The organism is Phaeodactylibacter sp., assembly GCF_022763345.1.
Taxonomy (GTDB): Bacteria; Bacteroidota; Bacteroidia; order Chitinophagales; family Saprospiraceae; genus Phaeodactylibacter.
Window position 1 is genome coordinate 1 of sequence record NZ_JALEGS010000061.1, and the last position, 25,203, is coordinate 25,203.

9 protein-coding genes are annotated in these 25,203 nt (G+C 47.9%); all 9 read right to left on the reverse strand.

Annotated features, from left to right (window positions below):
- Positions 1–589: hypothetical protein (locus tag MRY86_RS16565; RefSeq protein ID WP_293571659.1), on the reverse strand; the 589-nt coding region annotated here is incomplete at its 3' end.
- A 40-nt stretch (positions 590–629) separates the two neighbouring features.
- Positions 630–2,603: a hypothetical protein gene (locus MRY86_RS16570; protein ID WP_293571661.1), complete on the reverse strand. Its 1,974-nt coding sequence runs from the start codon at positions 2,601–2,603 to the stop codon at positions 630–632.
- 144 nt (positions 2,604–2,747) lie between these two features.
- The gene (locus MRY86_RS16575) at positions 2,748–17,567 is read right to left on the reverse strand and encodes a hemopexin repeat-containing protein (RefSeq protein WP_293567648.1); all 14,820 of its coding nucleotides are present in this window, start codon (positions 17,565–17,567) and stop codon (positions 2,748–2,750) included.
- Between the two features lie 667 nt (positions 17,568–18,234).
- The gene (locus MRY86_RS16580; protein WP_293567646.1) at positions 18,235–18,864 is read right to left on the reverse strand and encodes a fibrobacter succinogenes major paralogous domain-containing protein; all 630 of its coding nucleotides are present in this window, start codon (positions 18,862–18,864) and stop codon (positions 18,235–18,237) included.
- A gap of 268 nt (positions 18,865–19,132) precedes the next feature.
- Positions 19,133–20,029, reverse strand: coding sequence for a hypothetical protein (locus tag MRY86_RS16585; protein WP_293567644.1), 897 nt, complete (start codon positions 20,027–20,029; stop codon positions 19,133–19,135).
- A 258-nt stretch (positions 20,030–20,287) separates the two neighbouring features.
- The gene (locus MRY86_RS16590) at positions 20,288–21,004 is read right to left on the reverse strand and encodes a response regulator (protein WP_293567642.1); all 717 of its coding nucleotides are present in this window, start codon (positions 21,002–21,004) and stop codon (positions 20,288–20,290) included.
- On the reverse strand, positions 20,970–22,829 hold the full coding sequence (locus tag MRY86_RS16595; protein WP_293571663.1) for a sensor histidine kinase: 1,860 nt from the start codon (positions 22,827–22,829) through the stop codon (positions 20,970–20,972). Before MRY86_RS16595 ends, MRY86_RS16590 begins: the two co-directional genes overlap by 35 nt.
- Before the next feature lie 747 nt (positions 22,830–23,576).
- Positions 23,577–24,449 carry a hypothetical protein gene (locus MRY86_RS16600; protein ID WP_293563331.1) on the reverse strand — a complete coding sequence of 291 codons (873 nt, stop codon included), beginning with the start codon at positions 24,447–24,449 and terminating at the stop codon, positions 23,577–23,579.
- A 94-nt stretch (positions 24,450–24,543) separates the two neighbouring features.
- On the reverse strand, positions 24,544–24,996 hold the full coding sequence (locus MRY86_RS16605; protein ID WP_293563330.1) for a DM13 domain-containing protein: 453 nt from the start codon (positions 24,994–24,996) through the stop codon (positions 24,544–24,546).
- Between the last annotated feature and the right edge of the window lie 207 nt (positions 24,997–25,203).

Consider the following 25,203-nt stretch of genomic DNA (forward strand, 5'->3'; position numbering starts at 1 on the left):
CAGTGAGCTTGAATTGCCCGTCTTTGTACGCCTGGTTGACGTGCATCAGATCGGCGAGCAGGCGCTCGCGGGTAGCGGCGTCCATCTTTTCAATAGCGTCCGGGCTCAGCTTAACCTCCTCGCCGTCTTTGACCCATCTTTTGAGTTTCAGCTGGTCGTTGTTGAGTAGGTCGCCGATTGTTTTTTTGACCTGTGCTTCCTTTTCCGCTGGAGAAAGTGGGGTTTGGGCTGTAGTGCTACCTGCCGATTGTTTGCCACTAACCGATCCCGTTTGATTGCTATTCTGTTGTGAAGCGTTCTCAGAAGTGTCAGCCTCACTGGCGGATTGGGCACGCTGTCGCTGTTCAGTGCGGCTAGTGGCACGCGAAGGGGGAGCGGAATTCGACCGTTGCCGGGCCTCAGTGCGGGAGGTAGGGTTTGAATTGGTATCGCGAGTGGTTGCTGACCGGTCCCGCGTACTTGTATTTGAGGAACTGCGGTCACGGCTGTTGTTGAGGCTGGAGCGGCTACGGCTACGCGAATGGCTGTCCGGCCTGGCGTTGGTCCGGGAACGGCTGGAATTGGAACGGGAACGGCTGGTTTTGGACATAACTGTATTTTTTATTTCAAATGCTCAGGAGATCGCTTTATCAAGATCTACCCGGAGCACCAGGAGCCCTTAGCGGTCGTAGTTGAGTGTTGGGCCATGGAGCAACTTCAGCAGCCGGTCTTGATTGAGCTTGCTGCTCAACTTGTGATGGGGCGCCAGGCATTGGCGCCAATCTAGGTCGCCCGGCAGCTGTCTGAGCTCTGACTGATTGCCCATGGATTCCTACCTTGGGATTGAAAGCGGCCTGTGGTCTTGGGATAGGACCATGCTGATAAATCCCATCTTTGAAAGCATCAAGTTTTTCTAAGTAACCGGGGGTTAAATTTACCGGAGGCTTGTAATTGTGGAATGCTTGAAGTGCTTCATCCCTGGCAATTTCCAATCTGGTTTGACCGGCAACTGTTCTTTGTATGGCAGGTGTATTTACCTGATATTTAGCCTTGTAGTAAGCCTGCGCCAGTTCATTGAGTTTAGCGGTGGTTTGTTCATAAAGCCTGACCTGGGCTTCATCTTCAGTTTGTGCCTGTTTGAGAGGAGTGAGGCCGCTCAGGAAACTGGCGAAGAGTTTTTCGCGGGCGAGTGCTTCTGTTTTTTGGAGCTGAGCGGATTGCACAATTTTTTCACTTTCGGAGATTGTATGTCTGTATCGTAACTCTAAAATTCTAGCCTGAAGCTTTTCTTTTTCTGAGTTGAGTTCTCTTTTTATAGCATCCAGGTTATTCTTTTCCCTGGTTAAAGCCTGGACATCTTGAACTCTGTTCTGTCTGGTAGCAATTCTGATTTTATTATCAAATGATTGGGGCGTTATTTCTTTGATTGCTTCAGATATTTCACCTAAGGATTTTTCAACAGCATTGAGTGTCGCCAAACTCCCATCCGTTTCAGTAACATCTAACATTCTTTCAATAGCAGAATAATTTCTAAGCCCCAGGGTTTTGACTCCGGGAATATAAGACGTACTGATTTCCTTTTGCAAGGAGGTAAGAAGTTCATCAACTTTTGTTTTTCTATCATTAATTGTTTTTCCAGCCAATGCAGCTAGCTCCTGCCTTTTTTGCCCGGTCTCTTCAGATTCCAGGTTTCTATCAGCGAATCGCTTAAAATAAGAACCAAGTTTCTTGAAATCCTCGACATTTTTAGGAATGTCATTGATTTCTGGATGCCCCTTTCCATCATTATCATTTATTAATTTATTTAACCTTATTTTTGCCATTTCCGATTCTTGGGGTGTTAGTACATCTTTCCATTGCTGGATAAGCTCATCTTTTTTGGATTTTAATTTATCAACGTAACTTTGAGGAATTTTTAAATCTGATGGGAATAAATTTCCTGCATCCCTTCCAGTAGTACGCCCCAATCTTGCTAAATCATTTGAACCGAAAGACGTATCGCTGTCAATTCCGCGTATTCTGGTAAATCGGCCATCTTGGTCTTCCACAAAGAGATTAGTAAGGTTTCGATCTGTTTGCCCTGTGATATAGTCGATTACCTGAAGGTTAAAAAGGTCTCTGACAAATGCCGGGTTAAGGGTGTCGGTATTGTATGGTTTCCTAATTACTTCCGCGGCACTTTTTCCTGGTGCCAAAGCTATTACTTGTCCCTTCTGCCCATTTATTTCATCTAAATAAGAGACAGGAAGGGGGACTTGATCACCAAAAAGAGTTTCACCTACATTAAAGGTTGCTACACTTCTTTCTTCAAGCCGTGGTTGGTCCTCAGGTATGCCGGCAGTGATCAAAGGGTTAGGCATTGAAGTCAGCCTTTCTTCAGTAGGCTTAAAGAACGCCTCCGTCCGATCTCCAATCGTATGCCGGACCTTCGTCGCTCCGGACGTATTCCCCTGTTCTGCCCGCTCGCCAAGTATTTTCTCTCGTGGATTTGCATCTTTTTCCCGCCGGGTCACCGCCACACTCTGTGTCCGTCGGCGGCCATTACGGATACTCGTATCAGCCGTATGCCCACCACTTTGATGAGCGACTGAACTTCTTCTGGGGCGGTTATGAATTGTAGACATAGGTTATACTTTTTTAAGCCTCAGGAGTCTTGGAAAGACTGTTGAGTTAATGGAAAATCATTGGTCGAATGCACCTGGTGCAGGCCCGCTTTTGCATGGGCGGACCTGCTTTGGATCAGATGTTGGATTAATTGGCTTAACGCATCACCCCACCTTCGCCCGATACCCCACCACCAGGCTAATATTCTGCAGCTCGCTCCGGTCGCCCGAATAGGTAAGCTGCCAGGTGGAGCCATTGCGGCCGATGTTGAGGCTACCTGGTTTCAGGATATGCTGGTGCTTCAGGGTCAGTTCCTCATCCTGATTGAGTTGAACGTTCCCCCGGCTGTCACCATCCGCCTCCACGAAGAGGTAGATGCTGTTGACCTTACCGCCCGACATATTGGGGAAAAGGTCGCGGGTAAGCGGCAGGGTCAGGGTATCCGTGTCCCCATCCAGGAAGTCCAGCCAGTTGTCACCGCTCACCAGGCTCAGGTCAAGCAGGGTAGTGGTTGGGTAAGGCTTCAACAGCCCTTTGATGGAATCTGCGTAAGCCTGTCCGCCCTGTAGGGCCGTGTACTCTACGTTGATGATGACATCTTCCAGATTGGCAATGTCCAGGCTGTCGCCGGGGCTGCCATTGATTTCCAACCGCCAGCGGGATACGGCTCCTGTACCTTCGAAGTGCTCGTAGCGCTCCTGATCGGGGAAGCTGTCCAGAATGCCATTGTCTTCCTGTATCCGGGATATGGCAATCTGCTGGCCGTCGCGCCAGTTGCTACGGATACTTTGTGGTGGCTGCCCCTTTGGATCCAGCATGAACTTCACGGCCTTGCTATCTGGCTTCGTCACTGTATGGTGGCTCAGTTGTGTAAGGGTAGCAAAAATGGTACGGTGCAAGTTAGGCTGTATGTCAAAGGTAACCGAGACAGACTTGATTTGACGGCAGTAGTGGCCGGGGAAATCGTAGGCAAAGAGTGCTTCATTGAGGAAGAACTCGCAACTGCGCTTGGTCTTAAGGTCAAGGAACGCCAATGGGTTATGCTCCAGCAGAGAGATCGGCTTCCTTACTTCCAACCGGCGTTTATCACTCTGCATAAAGGCTTGCTCCATACGATTGAGGTCAAGCTGCAGGCTTTCACCAGCAAGTAAGCCCTTGCGGCGGCTGTCCCAGTAATTGGGCTGAATGAAGCTGGTGTCACTTTCTGATGCAGCCCGTTCAAACTGATAGGCCCGCTCGGCCTGCTTTGCAACATCGTAGGCCAGCTTATAGGTCTGGTAATACAAGCCGGACAAGCGCCCGATCTGCCACTGATACAGCTGAGCATTGGTGAATTTGTCCCGCATGAATTTAGCGGTTTCTTCCTGGTGCTCAATTTCTTTCTCGAGCAGGTCGATCTCGTACCGGGCAATTTGCTCCTGCAGGTGGGCACCCTCAATTTGGTAATCTAACTGTACCAGTTCACTCAACGCCAGCGCTTTTTCCATTTCCCAGTCCATTTCCTGGCGTTGCTGATTGGCAATAATGGCCGGGATTTCAGCCAGCATACTGACGGCATCGCCACCGGTCTCCAAGCCTTCTCCAATCGCTTCTATGATATCACCCACTTTGCCACCACCGTGGGAGACTCCGGCTATGAATGGACCTACGTAGGCTTCCGGGGCTGCACGAGGCAGGCTGGACGCTGTTTTGATGATCGCTGAGATGCCCATCATCGCTGCACCTGCCGCGATAATGCCCATTTGTATCTGTTCTCCCAGGAAGAACCCTTCATCAATCAGTTCCTCGAAGTGCTCGAGGCGTATCTGAGTACTGTTTTTCGTTTCTTCCAGTACTTTGGTGTTCAAAATCGCATCTTCTAACTGAGCCTGACGTATCTGCCGGTTCATTTTAAGGATGATGCCTTCCTGCCGGTTTTGCAACAAGGTCAACTCCTCGGCATCTTTCTTTTCCAACGCTGCCAGAAGGGCATCACCAAATTGAGTAACCTGGCCCACCAACTCCTTAGCTCTGTCCAGCATGAATCGGAACCGGTAATGCGGTACGGGCAGGTGGAGTCCGCTGATCGCTGCACTGAGTGGCATGCCTCCGGCTACTGCCCGGACCAGGGCCATAGGGTCTATAGGTGGCTGGAAGAGTGGCAGTGGCTGCTTGACACCCAGTATATTTAGTGAATGGCGTATCTTATATAGCCGGTCTTCAACCCGGTCCCAATATTCAAGGAAAAGGAAGTTGTCAGGTACGTAGAAGTAAGGGTTGGCGGCTACGCTCATCACGGAATCACTGGCGCCGTGGCTCAAACCCTGACCAGCCAGCCCTAATTCCTGTGAAGTCCGGCCAATCCCTTTGATGCCCAGAAGGAAGTCATAGTCAGAAGTGTTGGCGTTGTCCAGGCCTTCTGTCCCATCGGCATAAGCCATGGCAGCTTCGAGCTTTAGCCTACCCATATTCGCGGGTTTTTGCCCCAGCAGGTCATAGGCCAGCACATAAAGCATCCGTGCTTCGTTAATGCTTTCCCGGGTGTACTGTCGGAATAGCATATCTCCCCAGTCCAGCAGATTGTCAACGTAAGCCATGACGATAGCTTTGCGATAGGCAACGGGCCGAAGGTTGGCCAGTGTATGCGGATCAAAAGGATCGTCAAGGTAAGCTTTGATCTGGGCATCTGTACTGTCCCGTAGTTGCTCCCAACGATAGCGTATCGGGCCCACAAGCTCGAGTAACTCTACTAAAGATTGTTTTTGCTGTTCCGCTTCAGGCTCTAAACCGGATAGCTCATTTAGCTCATCAATGACGTAGTAAGGATTAAACTTTCTGTCATCAGACTTATGCTCTGATATCCAGTGCAAATCGTCCATGAGTGCTTTCTCACTGTCAGTAGGCAATCGCTTACCAGTAAAAGCCGGGATTAGGGTTTCCAGCTTTTCAGCAATTAAGTCAATTCGCTCCTGAAGATCACTAGCCAATTGGTCTTGTAAATCTTCCTTCAGGCTAAGGAGCCCATCGACCAGCGCCTGAATGTCAAGCCCTACGAATGGCAGGTACTGCCAGTAATGCTCTGCTTCTGTAGGGTCATAGATGTACTCGTACCAGCGTTTGGCTTCTTCAAATTTCTGGCTGCCATTGAGGTGCTGAGCCAGTAAATAAGGGGCGTGAAAGAAGATCTCTTTGTAGTAGATACCGTTGGCACTGGTGAAATCTAAGTGGGAACTAACCGGATACCGGTCCACTTTGTCTTTTCTAAACTTGATGGTGGTCCAGTTGGATTCCTCTCCACTAAAGCGAGGCAACTCATCCAGCTCCTGCGTTTGCCGGTTCAGTAAGGCGTTCATCCCGCCGGCAAATAAGCGTGTGTTCAACTCTACAGCGGTGCTCGCCGTAAGGCGGATGATGTCGTAATTGTCATAAACCCGCGACTTTGATGTCGTTGGTAAATTGTTGTCATCGTAGGCTACATATTGATTCCCCTTGAAAAATATCCAATTGGATGATGCATTAAGTACCGCTGAGAAATTGCCCTTGAAGTCAGGGTGCATATTAGGGAATTCACTGGCCACAGACCGGTTCGGCCTTATCACATCTTTTGAAAAGCCATTGACGGCTGCAAATTGATTGCCCTTGAAAAAATAGGTGCTGCCGCCCTGGTAGCTTGCCGCCGAAATACCGCTGGCATCAGGGTCTGTAACCGGATAATTTTCACCAAGGGCCCATGGGTTTTGTGGGTCATTGGTTAAGCCGTAGAAATAGACCTGGTCTCCACTGAGCAAAACAATACCCTCCTGATCACTGGCGTAAGCGGCATCAACACGAGATGGGCCATCATTGCCATTGCTGCTCTGTTGCTTTAGCCAGTTTTGGACGCTGGTTACCTCCTCTCCGACAATTTGCTGACCGGAAATCAGGTGCAGTTTCGGATTAGAGCTACCTAATGGCCAGAAGAACGCACCGTCTATCTGTTTCCAGGAAGCAGGCAACTTGTCATTGAACTCGCTAAGCTTTGTTGTGTCACCCTGGTAAGTTCCCGTCTTGGTGTCATTGCTCACATCAGAGAACGTGGCGTATTCATCTTGTTTGATTAGATAAAGCTGCCCATTGTGAGCAAAGGCAGCAGTGACAGGTTTGCTATTGCCCCAATCGTGGGAAACGGAAAACATTTCATTGCTACTGCCAAAGATTTTTGAAGTCGCAAGCATGTATTGTTTGACCTTCGTGCCATCCAGCTCTGAAAGGTCCATAGGTGGCCAATAGCTTTCTGAACTGAAAAGCCTGAGTCTATTGTCACCTGTAATCAGAGCCCCTGTTACAGGAGCGGACAGAATATGAGGTGTAATTACTCCGTTTTGAGATTTTTCGATTAGGAATCTATCGTAGAACAGGTAGGTCGTTCCTGCCCACTCAAAATGAGCAGTCAATATTCGGTTGCTGTTATGCTCCTCTATCAGTCGAGCTCTGATTTCTTCAGCACGCTTTGCTTCATCAGAGGTTGTCAAAAACGCTTTAGCTTCGCTACTATTAGTTACCAAGAGCCGGTCTCCGCATTCAATCCAGATGGAACTATCATTACCTGAAGCGTAGAAGACACCCAAAGATTGAAACAGCCACTTTGGCGTATCGGCAATAAGGTTTCCACTGCCTTCAGAATTTTGCAGCAGGCTGGGATTTACGTTGTTCGCTTTGATAGGGGTAGTGTGTTCAATCCCCGCAATACTCACGGCTACCTTCGGTATCGTATCAGCGGGTTTATAGGTATCTACGAGCTTCCCGTCCTTGAGGTACTGTATCTTATCGGTTTGGATGACAATCTGCCCATCCTGCGTATGTGCCACAGACTTTACTTCCTTGCCTTTTTGCGGGTTAGTCAGGCTGCCCTGGTACCCGAGAGCCTGCAGAAGATTGCCTAAGTTGGTGGTTTGTGGTGTGGCGATGGGGGTGTTCAGGTCATCTTTACCGTAGCGGATGAATTGATCTTTGCCTACAACAATGACTTCATTGTTGTGCCGGATGACGCCCCGGACATGGGTTATGGAAGAGTTGACCTTCCAGTCCTGCTGAACAGACCGTGGCGTCTGCAGGCTATCCGAAGTGAGGTAATTATTATTTTGGAAGAAGAAGTTTTTCCCGCCGAAGCGCACCGCAGCCTCTACTTTGCCCAGCGATGGGAAATAATAAGAATTTCCGGACAGTGGGCTCGTTGCAGATTCACTGAGCAACTGGTAACTGTTGCCACTGAACAATACCATGCTATCCTTGCCATTGCTGGTTTTATACTGGAATATAGTGTCTACGGACGGGAAATCAACTTGCTTGCGCCCCCAGTCCAGGCTAATATCTTTAATCTTGCTGAAGTCATCAGAGCTAGTGTATTTCCCACCCCTGAATAGATAAGTGATACCACCGATCTCAAATGCTGCGTCCAGGTTGGTCCAGGTATTAGGCAGTTTACTGTGGTAATCCTTAACCTGTTTGACCGGAATGGCTGCAGGTTCTGTCTCTTCGCCCACTACGGGTTTTACCAGGAAGCTTCCTCCCTTATGATCAAAGGTGAACCAGCCCTTAGACTTGAAACTAACAGGAGTACCCAGGGCGACCATTCTGTCTTGTGTCATCGGTTCATCTTCGTGGATTACACGATAGAAATGTGATTCCGGAGTGATTTGCGGTAAGCTCCCTGACTTTTCTGAAACCTGATGAACATAAAGCTCTGGGGTTAAATGAAAAGTAGTGATATGTGTCTTCCGCTCTTTCTCAAATTTCGGGAAGACCGGATGGGGAAACTTAAAGCCAGGGAGGTCAGGGTGCTCATTGGTGAAGCCTTTGAATACGGTATATTCCTGTGCATACTCACAGCTGATTTCAATATTTTCGTGCTGATTGCCATCCAACTGTTCAGCGTTCTGCACATGTAGCCGGAAAGCAACAATCGGGATATTGTTAGAAATAATGGAAACGGGCTGCCCTCCCATCCCACTGGAGTTTTTGACCTTCAGCAACTGAGGTGCTTTCCATTGCTTGTTTAGGTCATAGAAAGAATAGTGTATCTGGAGCAGATACTCCGTTTCTGTGCTATTGCGGACCTCTTGTGTATCCTCACCGGAGCTTTTAACTTGTACAGCCCCTGTGTTGGAGGACTTGGAGGTTTGCTCCAGGGTCGCCCAAAAGACGAAGATCCGTCCAAAGGCGTATACCGGGTAAACCCGTGCAGCATTGATCTGAATCTCCATCGGTGTCCAGGCTTTCCAGGCGGCGTGTTCTGTTGCACCACCTACAAAAGTCGCTTCGCGGTAGTAGTAGCGCATGGGGTCTGTCTTGGTGCGCCCAAACAGGATGGTCTCGAGGTCATCAGGTGTATACAGGTTGTTGTAGACGTAGCCACCGGCGATGGTCAGCCGGGAAACTTCTGTATATTCATCCAGGTAGTTTTTGAATGCTTTGGTGACCAACTCCTCAGACATTTCCCCTTGCAGGAGGTCTTCTTCCAGCTTTTGGAAGGCAGGCGTTTTGGTATCACGCAGTTCTGGCCTGATATAGTTCTCGGGGTATAAGAATACTTTACGGTTAGCTTCCCATACCCGGTAGTTTTTAAGCCAAACCCAACGGTTCTTGAGTTCCTGCCGCACCAGGAATTCCTCGTCTTTTGTATTGGGGTCTTCCAGGTGTACCAAATACCGGTGAATAAACAGTTGCGTAGCTGCGATGGCTTCTTTGACCTTTGAGGTCCGCATCTCATTGCCCATTTCGATGTCAATCAAAAGCTCGCCGTATAGGTCGCGGGTGTTGATGTTTGGAGCACCGATGTATTTCTGCCCTGCAGGTACGGGGCTGCCACCTGACTGTTGAGCAAGGGTTTGCTGTTCTTTAAGCCATTCGCTCAGTGCTTCTTTGTTTTGATGAGCAAGAACATAACCGACCAATGCATCCCTTTTCTTCAGGTTCATCTCATCGTGCATCTGTCGCTTCAGGGTATTCCAGTCGGCTTCAGAATTTACGGTTTGCAGGAAATGGGCAGTTGTCTCAATAACTTCCGGACTTACAAATGGTAAGACATCGTTAAATTTATCCAGGTCGTTCATGGTATCGAAGAGCTTCAGCCATAAAGACTCGTAGAGCGCTTCGGGGCTGTGCCCGACTTTGGCGCACAGCCTAAAGATTTCGTACATCTTCAGCACCGCTTCCATATTGAATCGCGTCTCGTAGCGGCCCTGTACGGTGAGGAAGGCATTATTGCGCTTTAACCATTGCACTTTGTCTAGGTCTTCACCGAAGGTCTCCGCAAGGGCGGCATAGGGCTGTTCTTTGAGCCCGGTCACTGCATTGACAAAGTCGGTGAGGGTATAAGACTTGTCCGCAAACTGATCCGAGAGTGCTTTGAAGTCAGCAATGGTCTTAATGTCGATTAAGTAATAATCTGCCCGGCTTCTCCAGTGGTACCAGGCCCCTCTTGGGTAAAGGTCATCCATGCGTTGGTATGTCGGGTCGCTAAACCTGACGTACTGCACCATACCGGAGCCATTAAAGCATAGATAAGACTTCTGCTCAAAGCTAAAAGCACTATCTACTTTTATTTGCTCAGGCGGCATATGATATGCCATCCCTCCCCAGTGCCCCTCAAGTGGCTTGGGGTATCCTGTATCTACATATTCGTTGTTGAAGTCGCTATACCGGACGAATTGGTCGCCTTTAAATGCGTAGATAAAGCCATCCAATCCGTGCATCACAGCATCCACGCCTGTAGGGGCTTCCTGGAAGTTATTGTGGATTTTCCCCCAATTATCCTTGATTGGTATCGGAGTGGAAGAGCCTGTTTCTGAGAACCAGAAGTCTTTCCCTTTGAAAAAGCAAACCGAATAATCATTCAGGCTGCAACCTGCATCTATTCCGTCTCTGAACGAATTAGGTATAGCGAATCCATAGTCTTGCTCAAGGTTAGGATATATATCCTTAGGGTACCCTTCTTTTAGTGTCAGCTCGCCTTTTTCATCAGTATAGAAGTAAAACTGATCACCGCTAAATAAGATCATTTCCTTATCACCACTATGAATTGCCGCATCCACTTTTTTTCCGGACAATAGGTGGTTTTTGGCTTTTGTGAGTTGGCTGAGGTCTAGTTCTGCAGTTTTGTCATTCGCAAATACGTGCAAGTCGTCGCCAATGAATATATAGAGGTTCCGCCCGTTAGAAATGACTTCGTCAAACTGACCTGCTCCATCTACAAACATTTCTTCAAGCACTTCTTCAAACAGTTCCGGCAATAGTTTAAAGCCTGGCTCCATACGAAGGTTGCCCAAAATAGGCTTCGGGTAGTCCGGATCGATAAACTCATAATCAAAGCCAGAGTAGCGGACATACTGATCCCCGGAGAACAGATAGGTGTTGTTGTCAAAGACAAAAGCTGCCTCCAGCCCCTTCCGCTCTTGCAGGTTGTTCTTGATCTTGCCCCAGTATTCCTTAATTTTCAAGGGCGCTCCCTCTTTTTGCCCCTCCTTGTTGATTGACAAGAAAGTATGCTTGGAAAAGAAGTAAGTCCTTTGATTATTGGCAGTGAAGGCTGTTCGTACAGTGCCGAAATCTTCATTGGGTTCCGGCAGCTCCGGATAAATCCGCTGAAGAGGTTTAGGGAAGCTCCAGTAGTCTTCCGCCTTATTGTATTGTATAAATTCATTGTTGTTGATAAGGTACATATTGTCCTCCTCAAACAAAACGGCCTCAATGGTATTGAACCCTTCAGATATGTACTCCTCCGGTATATTCCACCATGAGATATCTGTTTCGTAGTATGCCCTACTGGACTCAATGTCATATTCCTCGCCTGTGATTACCAGGTGTAGCTGTACACCATTTTCATCGGGTTTGCCAAAGAAGTGCGTGTATTCCCCATCCGCGTAGGCTAGTACTACGCTTTCCAGTCCAAAATCTTCGGCAATAGAATGTGGGTAGCTTTCTGCATAAAGCTTGTCAGAAAGCTCAGGGCCTTTATCTTCTAACGGAAGCTTATAAGTCTGGTATTGACCACCTGAGAATACATATAGTTTTTGATCTTTACCGACAAGAATGGCATCAATGCCTTCGTCTAATTGTACATTGATCTCTGGTCTTCCCCATTCGTCAGCCAATGGATAGGCTTTTTCAAGCAGGCGGTTGTAACAGCGGTCGCCCTTGAAAAAATAGGTGTTGCCATCTGTACCTTGCAGCACAGCGTCTAATCCGGATTGGAATTCGGCAGGAATACCGTTAAGCAGCTCAGGCTTAGTTTCGCTTTGTACATCGTTATACGGATAGACTCCCCAGCCGTCACTGTTTTCTAAATATAGCTTGCCGCTATCCATGATGGCCGATAAAATCGGGCCTTTATGCATGTCGGTGTAATGCTGGTAGGGTTGGTCGACATTGGTGATGAGCTTCCCATCTTTAAAGATGTAAAGCGAACGGTGGTCAGCACAGATGGAGTCAAAACCTTCTACCAAAGAATGCTGAATCTGGTTAAATCGGGGTTCTGATTTCAGTTGGTCCAGGTTTTTGGGGTACCCTTCGTCAACGAAAGCGTAGTTTTGATCGGTATAACGTATGTATTGGCTGCCAGAGAACAGGTAACTGTACGCTACCTGCTTCATTTTTGGTGCTTCGTTTTTCTTCGCGGTGCCAGCCAGCTTGTCGGTCTTTGAGTCTTCAGTGTCGGAGTCTGGAGTTGTTTCCGGCACTTCTGCCACCATAAACAGTGCAGCGTCTACTATTTCCTTACGCTGGAAGTTATTGACCACCCGGCCCCAGGATGTAGCCGTTGATCTTGGATAGCCTTCGTCAATTTTAGAAAAGTCCTCGTTGGCATACCGGACAAACTGGTCGCCCACGAAAAGGTAAGTTTTACTGTCTTTTCCTGTGAAGGCAGCTTCAATATTGGTAAAGCCTTCCGGAAGCCCCCGCCATTTCTTCTTGATTTCCTCAGGCTCTGACCACCACCGTTCATTGTGCTCAAAGTAGACATAGTGCTGCCCGGAAAACAAATAGGTCTTCTCGTCCTTTCCGATGAATACTGCATCCGGCTTTTCAAATGTCGGGTACTGTTCCAGCAGTTCAAACGGAAGGTTCCACCAGTTGTCATCCACTGGCTTTGGATAGCCTTCTTCTAGTAGCGAATAGTCATTCGTCGTGTAACAAACATAGCCGGTCTTATCTATAGAGGGGGTTCCGGCAGAAGTGGAATTTTGCTCGGTGTAGGCGCCAAATAGGTACGTCTTCCCGTCCATGACAAAAGCCGCGTCAACGGTGGTTAAGCCTCCCCAGTCTCCTTCGATTTTCTTGGGGTAGCCTTCGTCTACTGTACCGTATTGCTCACCGGAATATCGGAAATATTGGTCCCCACTAAACACGTAAGCCATGCCATCTAAACCTAAAAGGGCTGCGCTCACCAACGGAGAAGGAGTAGGGTTGTTTTCAAAAGGATGATCGACTATACCCCAGAAATTACCGTTATTTCGTACCGTTACGCCATTTGAATCAGGAACAAGATTTAAGTGGGCATCAACTTCAACGAACAGCTCATCTTTAAATAAGTAGCCCCCTCCACTGGAAATTTGCAGTGCAGCATCGATCCCCTGATGGAATGGAGCCGGTAAATTCTTGACGTAATTGGTGATTAGCTTAGGAAAGCCTTCATCTATAATCGTATTGGGGTTCTCAATATTGCCGGAGTACCTCATTACCAACGGCCCGCTGAAGAGCACAAACTTGCCGTCCAGCATAAAAGAGGCCTGTACGGCTTCTCCCTCGTAAGTATGCTTTAGCTGCCCCCACCGATCATTTATGAGCAATGCCTGGGAAAAATCCTTAGAAGAAACATAATGTTCGCCTTTGAAGAAGTAGACCACGCCTTCCTGATCCCTGAAAGCAGCGTCGACCCCATCGTGAAAAGCTTCGGGCAGTTCATCCACACCGAATTCCGCTGCCCAATTCCCTTTAATGGGCTTAGGGTACCCCTCGTCCATCTCTTGAATGTCGGCCGGTGTTGGGTTGCTGTAGCGAATGTACTGATCGCCTACAAAAAGGAATAATTGGTTTTTTTCGTTGGTGATAGCTGCATCAATCTGATCGGGGTCTTCAAATGGATTATTAACAACCCCTATTTTCTTCTCTTTTTTGAGCACCCAATCCTCTTCTTCATGATCAAAGTAATAACAGGCACTGCCTGCAATCAACCATCCGATTTGATGGGTATCGACAAAGGCGGCATCTATTTTTTCAACCTCCGCCAGATTTTCAGATAGTCCGGACAGCGGTTGCTTACCGACGATTTCTTCGTAAGTATCAGGGTCGAAAGCTTTATAATAAGTTTTTCTGTCTGTCCAGTCATATTTAAAAACATAAATAGGGCCGTTGGGGAAGGGCAATATTTCAATAGGGCCGTCTCCCCAGCTCCAGATCTGCTCATTAAAGACAAAGCCCTCTCTGAACTTGTCTACTAGCCCCTGATCTATAAAGGCCGCCCGTGCCTCTTCCGCAGTCAGGTTAAGGTGGTTGCACAGGTGAGCGAACTGCTCAATACGCTGGTAGGTAAGGTTAAAATAATGGTCTTCGGGTATTTTTTGCACCTTGCCCAGAGTGTTGACGCTCTCCAAGACCGGAACGAGGAAGTGGACAGCTACAGATTCACGCCCGACCATCTCTTCCAGTATTACCCTTACAACAGGAAGATCCAGTCCAAGGCTTTCCTGAAGTTGCTCGTAGATCAGTTCTTCTTGTTGAGTAGCCTGGCTTTGGAGCGCTGAAGACACGTGAGCAGTCCAGTTTTGTACAGATTTGGCGATCTGATGAAGAATGCTGAATACGTTTTCCCCTTCCTGCTCATATCCCTCAAGGTCAAGGTCAAGCCGGTTGTTTTCGTTAAGAAAGTACCCCAGCTCGTTAGTAAGGATGTGCCCATTTTTCGTGAAGTTGTATTTTTCCAGCAAGTGCTTAATGGCTGAAAACTGCTCAGGGCTGTAGTCTAAATCCGTTACAGATTGGGGGGCAAAACGAAGTGTACTTACCGTTTTTGCAATTTCCGCGAGCTTTCTAAAGACAGCCTGTTTGTAGTAACTATTGAAATAGGGGCTTAACTCAAAATCGGATACATTTTCATCTTTGGAGAAGAAACGGTCCTCATCATCTCCTAAGACCTGACTTTCGGGTAGATAACCACCTTCGATCAAGTCATTCAGCAATAGCCTGCCAGTCAGTTCCTCGGCCAGATCGCCCAGGTCTTCCTTCTTTATACGGATGAATTGATGCTTGTAATCAAGGACATATTCCTGAATCGCGGCGAGTATTTTGTGCCGATATGGATAGAAAGGTAAAGCGATTTTCAGATCATCGGCAACCAGTTCAAAAATACCTTCTTTATCAACGATGGCATGCCCGGTGTCCAGGTAATCGTTGAACTGCAAGTTTTCCATCAATTCATCCAACTCCTCCTCTTCCAGGCCCAGCTCGTCGAATACGTCCTTCCTCAGGACCAGCTCTTCTTTTTCAAAAACTTCAATCTTCTCGAGGATTTTTTTATGTATTTCGGGAGCCAATACCTCGAAGTTAAGGCTCAGGTTAAATTGAGCAAGGTTTTCCTCATCACCAAAGAAAGAAGGTTCAATCACATTGCCTGCTTCGGTTGTGTACCCGTTGTAAACCAATCTTTTGTGCAGCTCCAGCTTCTGTAGTTCGCTGAAAGGAGCCTGGCCCATATCACTGATAGCGAAATTTAATTCTACGGGGCTTTGTCCCTTTTCCTCAGCTTTATTGTAATTATGGTTCAGAAAAAAGAAGGTCGCCTTTTGAAGCTGACTGAGGTCAGAAGCAATGACAAAGTCTTCAGCTTTTTCCGGGAAGTTTGCTGGAATAAGGCGTCCATCCGTTTCCAGGTAGCGCAGCACCACGAGTTGCTCATATAGTTGATCCAGCAAAAGCTCAGAAATGCCCAACCCCTTAAAGTCATGAGCCGTGACCTTAGGTAGGCTGTGTATCATTGCGTGCGCGAAATCCTGCGCCACCTCTTTTTCAAAATGTAAAATATCAGGATGCCCGGCAACGACTAAGTCCGGGTGTTTTTTCAACGCTCGTGCCAAAAGGTTGGCGGTACGCTGGTCTACAGGCTTCCCCAGGAACATAGCCGGACCAGGAACAACTAATTTGAATTTCTGGTATAAAGCATTGTAGACCGCAATTTTCGCTTTGTCGTGGGCAGATAATTTTTCGCCCTGATTGTTTTTCTCAGCTTGCTGCTCCCTGAGCAATTGCTGAGACCCGTTGGTCTGCTTTTCTCTTTTTTCTCCCCGGAGTATAAACCTTAAATCGCTTACGCTAAATTCATGCTTTTCTGCCCATTGGGTGATTTCGCTCATTAGCAGGACTAACCAAGCGCTCTGATCCCAGCCATCAACCCCTCCCCAGGCCCCTGGCTCAAGCAACATATGAGTACTCAGAAGGAAGCCGCCTTCAGCACCGTGCATAGAACCAAATTTACTAAACATGGAAATGTGAGGGTCTCCATTAAGGATATCCAGCATGTCTAGGAAGTCCTCGATGCTTATCTCAAACAGCTCACTGAGCTTGACGATTCTATAGAGCAATAAATAGGCCCGCATAGGATCTGAGCCTTCTTCAAATAGCAGACATGTTTCGTGTTCTACGTAGATGTTTTGCCGGTCCTCATAGCGCGTTACTATCGTTTCAAAATCTTTTTTGCTAATGCCTAAAGCCTTGGATAGGTGTGTACTAAGGTCTTTATTGCCTTCATCCAGTAAACTCCCCGGTACAGGGCGCAGTGCTTTATATCCTGCAAAAGCGGGTGGTACGAATTCTGAACCTGCTATGTAAGCTTTATGAATGGAGCTGGAATGATGATTGAAAATACGGTTGAACAGATCCATTGGTAGATGGTCATCTCCTATCCCAATAGTATTCAAAGGCCAGCCCAGTAAAGCAACAGCCTCATCAGCAGCTACATCATAGCGCTTGGTAAATCCTTTCAGATAAGCAAGCCTTTGAGCAACCATCTCTGCGGCATAGCCCCAGCCACTCGAAGAACGGGCAATCAACTCAACCTCTTGAATACTGTACCCCGTAACGTTGGACACACTGATCAAAAAGTGTACCCGGCGTAACCAGCCGGGCCAATCGTGATCCCCCTCAGCGCCTGATCCTTTAAATACAATTCGCTCTTCTGCTTCATCCAGGGTAAAACAACCTTCCTCTATGTGCAGATTTTGATAAAATGCTCTGGCAGCGTCAAGCTCCGTTTTACCGCTTTCGTTTTTAGCCGTAGGGCTGAGGTTACCATACAGAAGGCTTAGTAAATCCTCAGAAGAGATTCCTGTAGCTGCCAAAAACCTCGAAACCACTTTTAAATCCTCAGCGGACTCTTCTGCGGTAAGATTGTACAGGTTCTCTATAGATTCCTGCCCGGCTCCTTTTCCGTTCTCAAATAAAAACTCATAGGAGGCTTTTGTGACTTTAAAGGGGTAGCCTTCAGTATTGAGATAGGAGGTATCGTGTTGGGATGCCATGCTACCCTCCGCCGCAAAAGCATGAAACAACTCCTCTAATTCTATATTCAAAAAATCCAGGTGCTGATACAATTGCTCATGCTCCAAATCAAAAGGAAGGTTCATTGGGTAGGCCGCTTCCTTTAGAATATCATAGGCTTTTCGCTTGATCTGGTCGCTCGTCCACTCTTCACCGGGGGGTATTGCGCCTTTTATGTCAACGACCAGGCGCTCCAGGATTTCGTTAACAATATCGAGATACGGCACCATATCAAATGTATTCTCCTCATTGAGCAGGATTTTTTTGATATCGGGCCTTCTGATGTCAAGGTCAGGGTTTTGAAACGTATCATCTATCAATTGAAGCAAATCAGCCAAATACGCTGCAGGGGAATAAACGGACCTGGCATCGGTGCCTTTTTTGAAGTTCAGTTGTCCAAATAAGTCTTGGTAGGAAGGTAGATTGTTATTGCTCATTTTTTGCGGGTATGAAAGGTGTAAGCATTAGGAGGGTAGACCATGTCTCATGGTCATTCCTTCGGAGGGTTTTTTCAAGATCCTGAGCGGTCTTTGTATGCTCAGAAAAGTATAGCGTTTCTCAAACGGGGATACTGGCTCTGTTTTAAAGGGAATGCAGATCAAAAAAGCCTTGGGCTGGGACCACCCACTTTCGCCCTGGATCATGATTGAGCTTGGTAGGGGGGATACAAGTTTCATTCGAAAAGCAACCACTTGTCGTCTCTACCAGACAAGTGAAATACCGGTTACTGGAACCAGGAATGAACTTTCCTAACCAGTTCTGTTGATTAGTCTGAAAGTTTCGAGGGTTGAGTTTTTTAGGCAATATCATTTCAATTAGGGGTTAGGTGCGGAGTTTAATATTGGGTTGTAACTTCTTCAGAAAGATACTTCCGCCTGTTCTTTTCCGATAAAAAAAAGCCTAAAATGTTCTGAATGGTAGCCCTCGTGTTCTGAATGGTAACAATGAGGATGTCGTGACTTGTAAATGGCACACAGTGTTGGGCTGAGTTTTGAAGGGGCTACAACTAAAAACGGGCTGGCCCGTACACAGGCCAACCCGTTTTTTACTCCTCCAAAGTATAGGAAAGTTCCCGCCATATGAGGTGGGCATGGGTACTTCCTTTTACTCCTTCAAACACCGCACATAATTCCCCCACTTCTCATTCCCCTCTTCGTATAGCGTAAGCGTGCCATCTGCCTTCAGCTCGACGGTATAAGCCGTGGAGCCGTCTGCTGCAATGCCCCACCAGGTAACAGCTTTGCCTTCGAGGGCGGACCCGCTCGTGTCGAGGTGGCCCATCATATCGGCATTGAAGCCGGAGCTGCCGCCGCGCTTGAGCTTTGCACCGGCTTTATCGACGCCGCCAAGGTGATTGGCCAATGCTTCCCACTCTGCTTTGGTGGGGATGCGGTAGCCGGTTGGGCAAACCTCGCATTGCAGGATGGCGCTTTGATTGTATAGCGCACCGAACTCCAGCTCGGGCCTGTTCTGGTAGTAAGCAAAGTGAGGGGTCCCGTCTTGAAAGGTGGCGTCTTTTCCCCGCTCGCTGCCGTTGGCAAAGGTCATTTTGGCGCTGCCTTCGCAGGAGGCTTTTTCGGTATTGAGGTTTTCAGCCATCCAAACCTGAGCTCCAATCTTTACGGTCTCGTAGGAATGCCCTTCGCTGTCTTTGACCTTCCCGGTCTGGGCGGCTAGGGAAAGGGTGAAAACCAGTGCAAGCGCTGTGGTCAAAGTGAATTGTGATCGTTTCATTGGTAAATGATGTTTGATATGGTTATAACTAAGGTGAATCGGAATTCCGGTGCCTTTATTTTGGCAGCTCAAATCCGGGCATTTACACGGATTACGAAGTGGTATGCTACGCAATGTCGGTATAACTGCTTCGCCCAGCTGTATATTGTCAGCACTGGTCCTTTAATTCATTATATAACGGTTGGGCTGAAAATAAAATGGCCAGCCCATGGCATGATAGGCTGACCAGTGTTTTAGGTGTTTTCGGCATCGCCTTTTTGAACAGGGTTTACTTCGGGGTCTCAATGTGCGCCAAAGCTACCAACTGCTGATTCCAGTTGCCAAAGGGGAACTTGGCATAAGCCTTGCCATAGCCGCCTGGCCCATCGTAGTTGGCCGTGGTGCGGGAGGCAAAGTTGCGGGAGTTCCGGCCGTGCATCATGTCGTATTTGATAACGTTGCCGGCATCGTCTTTTTCTACTTTTGTTACGATGGCGATGTGCATGATTTTACCATTTGTGCCATCGTGGACGAACTTGCCGGGGTTGGTCAGCAGGTCGATGGTGATATTACTGTACTTTTCCTCGGTGCGGCCAAAGAAAACAACGGTGCCTGGGGTGATCAGGTTACGGTCGGCAATCGCATTCTGGACGATGTGAAAGTTGTTGTGGTCATAATACCATTGTGCGATCTGACGGGAGTTCCGGTCTGCTGTGAAGGAGGGGTAATGAAACTTAGTCTTGTCGCCAAGTACCGACATTTTCTTTTGTACCAGGTCTTTGATCTTGTGGTAGATGCCGGAGCAGTCCTGTCCCTTACTGCTGATGTACTCCAGCTCCTGGGCTTCCAGGTCCTGGGAAATTAAATCGAGTATAATACCCAGCCTTTCCTCATTAACGGTACGTTCCGCCATCTGCCCGTCGGATTTATTGGCGTTGTTGGAGGTGTCGGTTGCATCCGGCATGTCGGGGGCCGGCTCTGTTCCGGCAGTGGCGGTAGCGGTAGGTTCCTCAACAGCTGTGGTGTCTTCCTCAACCGGCTCGGCTTTGGGGGTAGGCGTGACGGCAGCGGCTACGTCATTAGAAGCCTCGGCGGCTTTGCTGGTTGATCCGCCGCAGGAGGATAATCCAATACTCAATGCGAACAAAATAAGAATCGGTAGACTTGGTTTTCTAGGGCGTGCCATTTGCATACAGTTTTAGATGTGTATTTTTAATTTTTTACTGTCTCTTCTTTCGAAAGATAATTTTGGGCAGAATTTGGTAGGTAAAAAAAAGCCTAAAATGTTCTGAATGGTAGCTCTCGTGTTCTGAATGGTAGCAATGTGAGTGAAAGAAAGAGCATTTAGAGTTGACTGGCAACAATGTTTTGGTGCGTGGTTGAGGGGGCTGGTGGTTTCAGTTTTAAAGGCTATATTAATAGTGTTGAAATTGCGGATTAAAGGTCAGGTTCTCTGTTTCTTGTCTTCAAGGAGGGCGAGCACTTCCCGGCGGCGGCCACGGCTCATCGGTACCTTATACTCCTGAACATAAAGGTAATCCTGGTCCCAGCTGGAGACTTGGCTGATATTAACCGCGTAGCTGCGGTGCGTTTGTACAAATTGCCCTTCTGGCAGTTGGTCGATCATCTCTTTAAGGGTGGCCCGTTGCACTACTTCGTCCTCATTTTTCAGAGCGATTTTGACATAAATATGATCGGCCCGGAGATAAAGAATGTCGTCTACTGGTACCTGAAAGTACTGCTTGCCGTTGTAGAGCCGGATGGTCGTCTTTTGCTTTTCCTGGGCACTGTGATTGTGCATGGCAATTTCAATAGTTGCTTTTAGGCTCCGGCCCTGAACTGGCTTGGAGAGATAGCCGGATGGGTAGGTCGCTTTTGCCGCGTCCAGGCTTTGGCGGTCGAGCTGAGAGGTCAGGTAAATGAAGGGCACGGACTTTCGTTGTGCTTTTAGCCATTGGGCCACTGCAATTCCGGTTTTTTTGCCGTTGAGGCGGATGTCCAGCAATACCAAATCCGGTTCCTGCTCCTGAAAGGCTTCAATAGCTTCCTCATAGGAAATGGCTTTTCCGGTTACCTGGTACCCCTCTTTTAACAAGTGGCGTTCTATCGTATCCGCGATCAGGACTTCATCCTCGACTATCAGTATCCGAAATGAACTCATGGCTCAGCTCTCGTTGGTTCTTTTCTTTAAAGAATATTTTATGAACGGCACCGTCATCGTTGTGAGTGGTCAGATGTCCGTTGAGTTGGCGGACCATGCTTTTCAGCAGGTAGGACCCCAGGCCACCATTCCGCTCTCCCATAGTGCCGATGGGGAAGCCCGGGCCGTTGTCCCGGTATTCCAGACAAAAACCATCCGCGCAGGGCTGCAGGTAAATGTCAATTTCCAGCTGATGATTTGGCATGGTGCCGTATTTCAGGCTGTTGGTCATCAGTTCATTCATAATGATACCTAACGGCATCAGTGTCTCCAATGTAAGAGGGGGCGCGTCCATGTCCAGTTTGAAAACCGGGGTTTGGCCTTCAGGAGCGATCTGGCTAAAGTGCTCGCAGAGCTGTTGTGTATAGGCTGGAAAACTAATAGTTTCCGCCCCCTCTTTGCTATACAACATCTCATGCACCGCAGCCATACTGTAAATACGGTTAGACATGGACTCCAGCCGGTCAAGCGTTTTGGGGTCTTGAATTTCTTCTCTTTGGATATCTAACAGACTGATGATGACTTGTAGGTTGTTTTTTACCCGGTGGTGGATTTCCCCCTGTAGCATAATTTGTTTTTCCAGGTTCTTGCCCAGCGACAGGTTTTTTTGGCTGATGAGCGCTGCCTGTTGCCGCATTTTTTTATTGATGTCGCGCAGTTTGACGTAGAAAAACAATAAGATACCGGTAAAAATCAGTGAAAGAAGGGCAATTCCAATACCCAATCGGCGCTTTACAGCCTCGTTTCTCAGCATTTCGGCCTGATCTTCGATCTTCTTTTCCTTTTGTTGATCGTGAAACTGAGCTTCAATGGCCACCACCTGTGCCCGGTTTTCTTCCTGGATGAGCTTCAGACGGCTGTCGAAGGCCAGTTGGAGATAGTAATGCGCGGAATCATAACGCTGCATGGCGCTCATAATCTCTGATCGGATTTCATAATGACTGGAGATCATCCAGGAATCGTTAATCCCTTTTTTGGACATTTCATCCTTTGCTTTTCGGTAGGCATCGCTATACTTCAGCGCCAGTTCTAATTGTTGATGGTCTTTATATAGTGAGGCCAGGTTACAGAGCATGGCAGAGTACCCAATGTAGTTGCCGAGGCTTTCAAAAATTTCGGCTGCTTTCAGGTAGTGCTGGGCTGAGGTCTCGAAGAATTGGTCCTTCAGGAGCATGGCGGTTAGCATATGGCCATTGCCCAGAAACTCAGTTTGCCCAAAATCCGGTGCAGTACGAATGACCTCCTTCGCATAAAACAGGGCGGTCTCAGGCTGCCCGAAAATCCGGTGGTAGGAAGACATCCGGATTGCAAAGCGGGGGTACAGGCTATCCAGCTGCTGGTCTTTAATAGCTACCTGAGCCTGCTGTAGCGCCTTGTAACTATGTTCCGGGCGCTCGTGCTTTTCATGCAGGCGTGCTAAAGACAATTGGGCGTTGGTATAGGCGGCCCATTGCTTACGGGTTTCGCAATCATAAGCTACAGCCAGGAGTTGTTGTATGGCAGCTTCATCCTGATCTGCCTTCTCCAGCGCTTCGGCTCTTTTCAGGCGGGCCTGAGTGCCAAGAGCAGATTGCAGCTCACCGGCCGCTTCGAGCCCCAGGATAAGCTGGTCTAGCAAAACAAGGGCACTATCAAGGTTAAACGCTTCGATTTGTGTCACCGCCTCTTGGTAGCTGATCCCCGGTAAGACCGTCCGAGGGGTTTTAGATGTTGATTCGGCAGGCAGGCATAGTAGGATCACACTCAATAGCCCCCCTGTTCGCAGAAACCTGGAAAAATCGTTCATAGTCAAATGGGTGTGCATAGGTATTGTACAAGGTAGATGCAATAACATTACATTTTCCACAAAACCGATCGGGGAAAATGTGTTTGTGCCTATTTGTTAAATGTGCAAAGTTCATTGGGAGCAGCCACCAGATTCCTGAAAATCCTTGTGTCGGCAGACTACAATACCGTAATCTGAAGCTCAAGGCTGACAGGAGGAGGTGAGCAGAAGTCTATGATTTTTAATATGCAGCAGCTAGGTAATTAGCACCAATGAATAAAGAAAAAGTTAGATGTCTTATCTAATATCACGGTACTCCGCAGGGATTATGCATGACAATAGGATGTCAATAATGGTCAGTGTTGGGAAATAGGTTGGTCGGCTTTGAGATTTGATAGTAGATAGCTCCTTTTGGAGCGTTTTAAGAAGGATAAGGCAAAATGCGCCTGTATTGATCTCAATGATTCTCCTTAACTGCTATTAAAGGTAAACAAAAAAAAGAAAAAAAAGAGCGTATAACTTTTTTTGATCAGTCAGGAGCTTATTTTGACCCTGGACTGAATTTACGATTCAGGCAGGTTGAACGATTGCCTTGGCGGTCCTGGCGAATTGCTATCGGAGACAGGCTCTTAATCCTTCAAAAATATACGGGATTGCGGCATTTGGCTTCTTGCCAGGACTGAAAGCAGGAATTCCAGGGTGGCCACCGTTCCAGCGGGTAGGAGCGATAAGGTCAGGTGGTATTTTATGCCCTGCTCAGATTGGCTGCTACTTATTTTTCCCCGATAGGGAGTAAGCTATTCCAGCCGTTAGGCCAGGGCCAACGTATACATTTTGATAAGGCGCGATCACATTTTCTACCGGCAAGTGGATTTTGGTAAGCAGGCTCCATTGGTCGGTAAGGTTATAGCTCAACCCAAAAGATATAAGGTTATAAGTGGTCCCTTCAGCTCTGAAGAAGGACGTGTTTTCGTTGTTGCCTTCCAGCCCCCGGAGTTGGCTGAACCACTGAACACTAAGCCAGACACCAGGCAAGGGCTTGGCCCCAACTTCTGCTCCCAGCCTCCATTGCCCGGAGTATTCTTGGGTCCGGTAGTTGTAGGTTGTGAAAAGTGAACCGTATGCCTTTCCACCCCAAAACGACTGCGATGCCGCCACCGTAGCCAGAAAGTTGAGTTCCCCATCCCCAGTGGGCAGATTGATCTCTTCAATGATCCCAAAGCTGTTGGGCTCTTTTGCTGAGGCAAAAAGGTCTTTACTGCCGGTAGGGACTTCTATGCCCAGGCTAAAGCTAATGGGGCGTTTATCCTGATTGATGCCGTACTTTGCAGTAACAATGAAGTCTCCTATACTGCCTACCGCATTGGTGGTAGAGAATTGATTGATTACAACAGCCGGTAAATTGGCGATTAGGGTGAATTGGTCGGTGAAGCCATACTCTGCGTACAAATTCAGGACCCGGGTAGAGAAAGTAGCGCCTTCAGCAAAGCGCGTATTGTCGATGCTGTAGTACTCATCAGAAGAAAAGCCATAATAACTGGCCTGGGCATACAGGCCGCCTTCTGCTCTGCTCCATCCGCTCTGCCCATTTAAAGCAAACTGCAGGCCTGCGGTAAATAAAATAAAAAGCCAATATTTCATGATACTTGGTTTGGGAGCATAAAACACCCCGCCTTCCGCACAAAGCAGGAAGGAAGGGTGGTGCAAAGCTTATTCTCCAATTATAAAATAAAGGTTATTGCAATGGTGCATTGCCGAATGGGATATTGGCAGTGCCGCACCATAGGATGACGTGGGTGTATTTGCTGTCTACCCCTCCATCTATGCGAAAGAAGGCCTCTCCGTTTCCGCTCACTGCGCCAACCACCATCAGGTCGGGATTGCCATTGCCCGGGTCAGGCATGAAAGTGTCAGAAGTGGACAGGTAAATGGAAACTGTACCCGTGCCCAGCTCCGTCATGAAGTCATTAGAAAACCGGAGAAAGTTCGTCCCGTCATCATCCGTTCCAAGGGCGGCATTACCTTGGGTTGGTGTCCCGTTTTGGGCAACAAAATCACCAGACCGGGACACCACCAGTTCACCGGTAGGCCGGCTGCTGTCAATGATTTCTACGCTGTCATCATCATTATCGCATGCTGTGAAAAGTACAAAAGAGGATGTGAGGAGTAATACCAATAAATTTTTCATAGTCAAGTATTGATTTTTTGTTCGGGTACAAAATTAGAGCGGAAGGATCACGGGAATATCACAAATCTGTGGTGTGCTTATCACATGGCCCAAAGTGTTCCGGTGGCGACAAGTAGCGCAGTTTTTTGCAGGCAAAGCGTTGGGGGTGCGACAGTTATGGCGGATTGGCCAATCGCTGTGATCTTTACGTGATACTTTGAGCTTAGT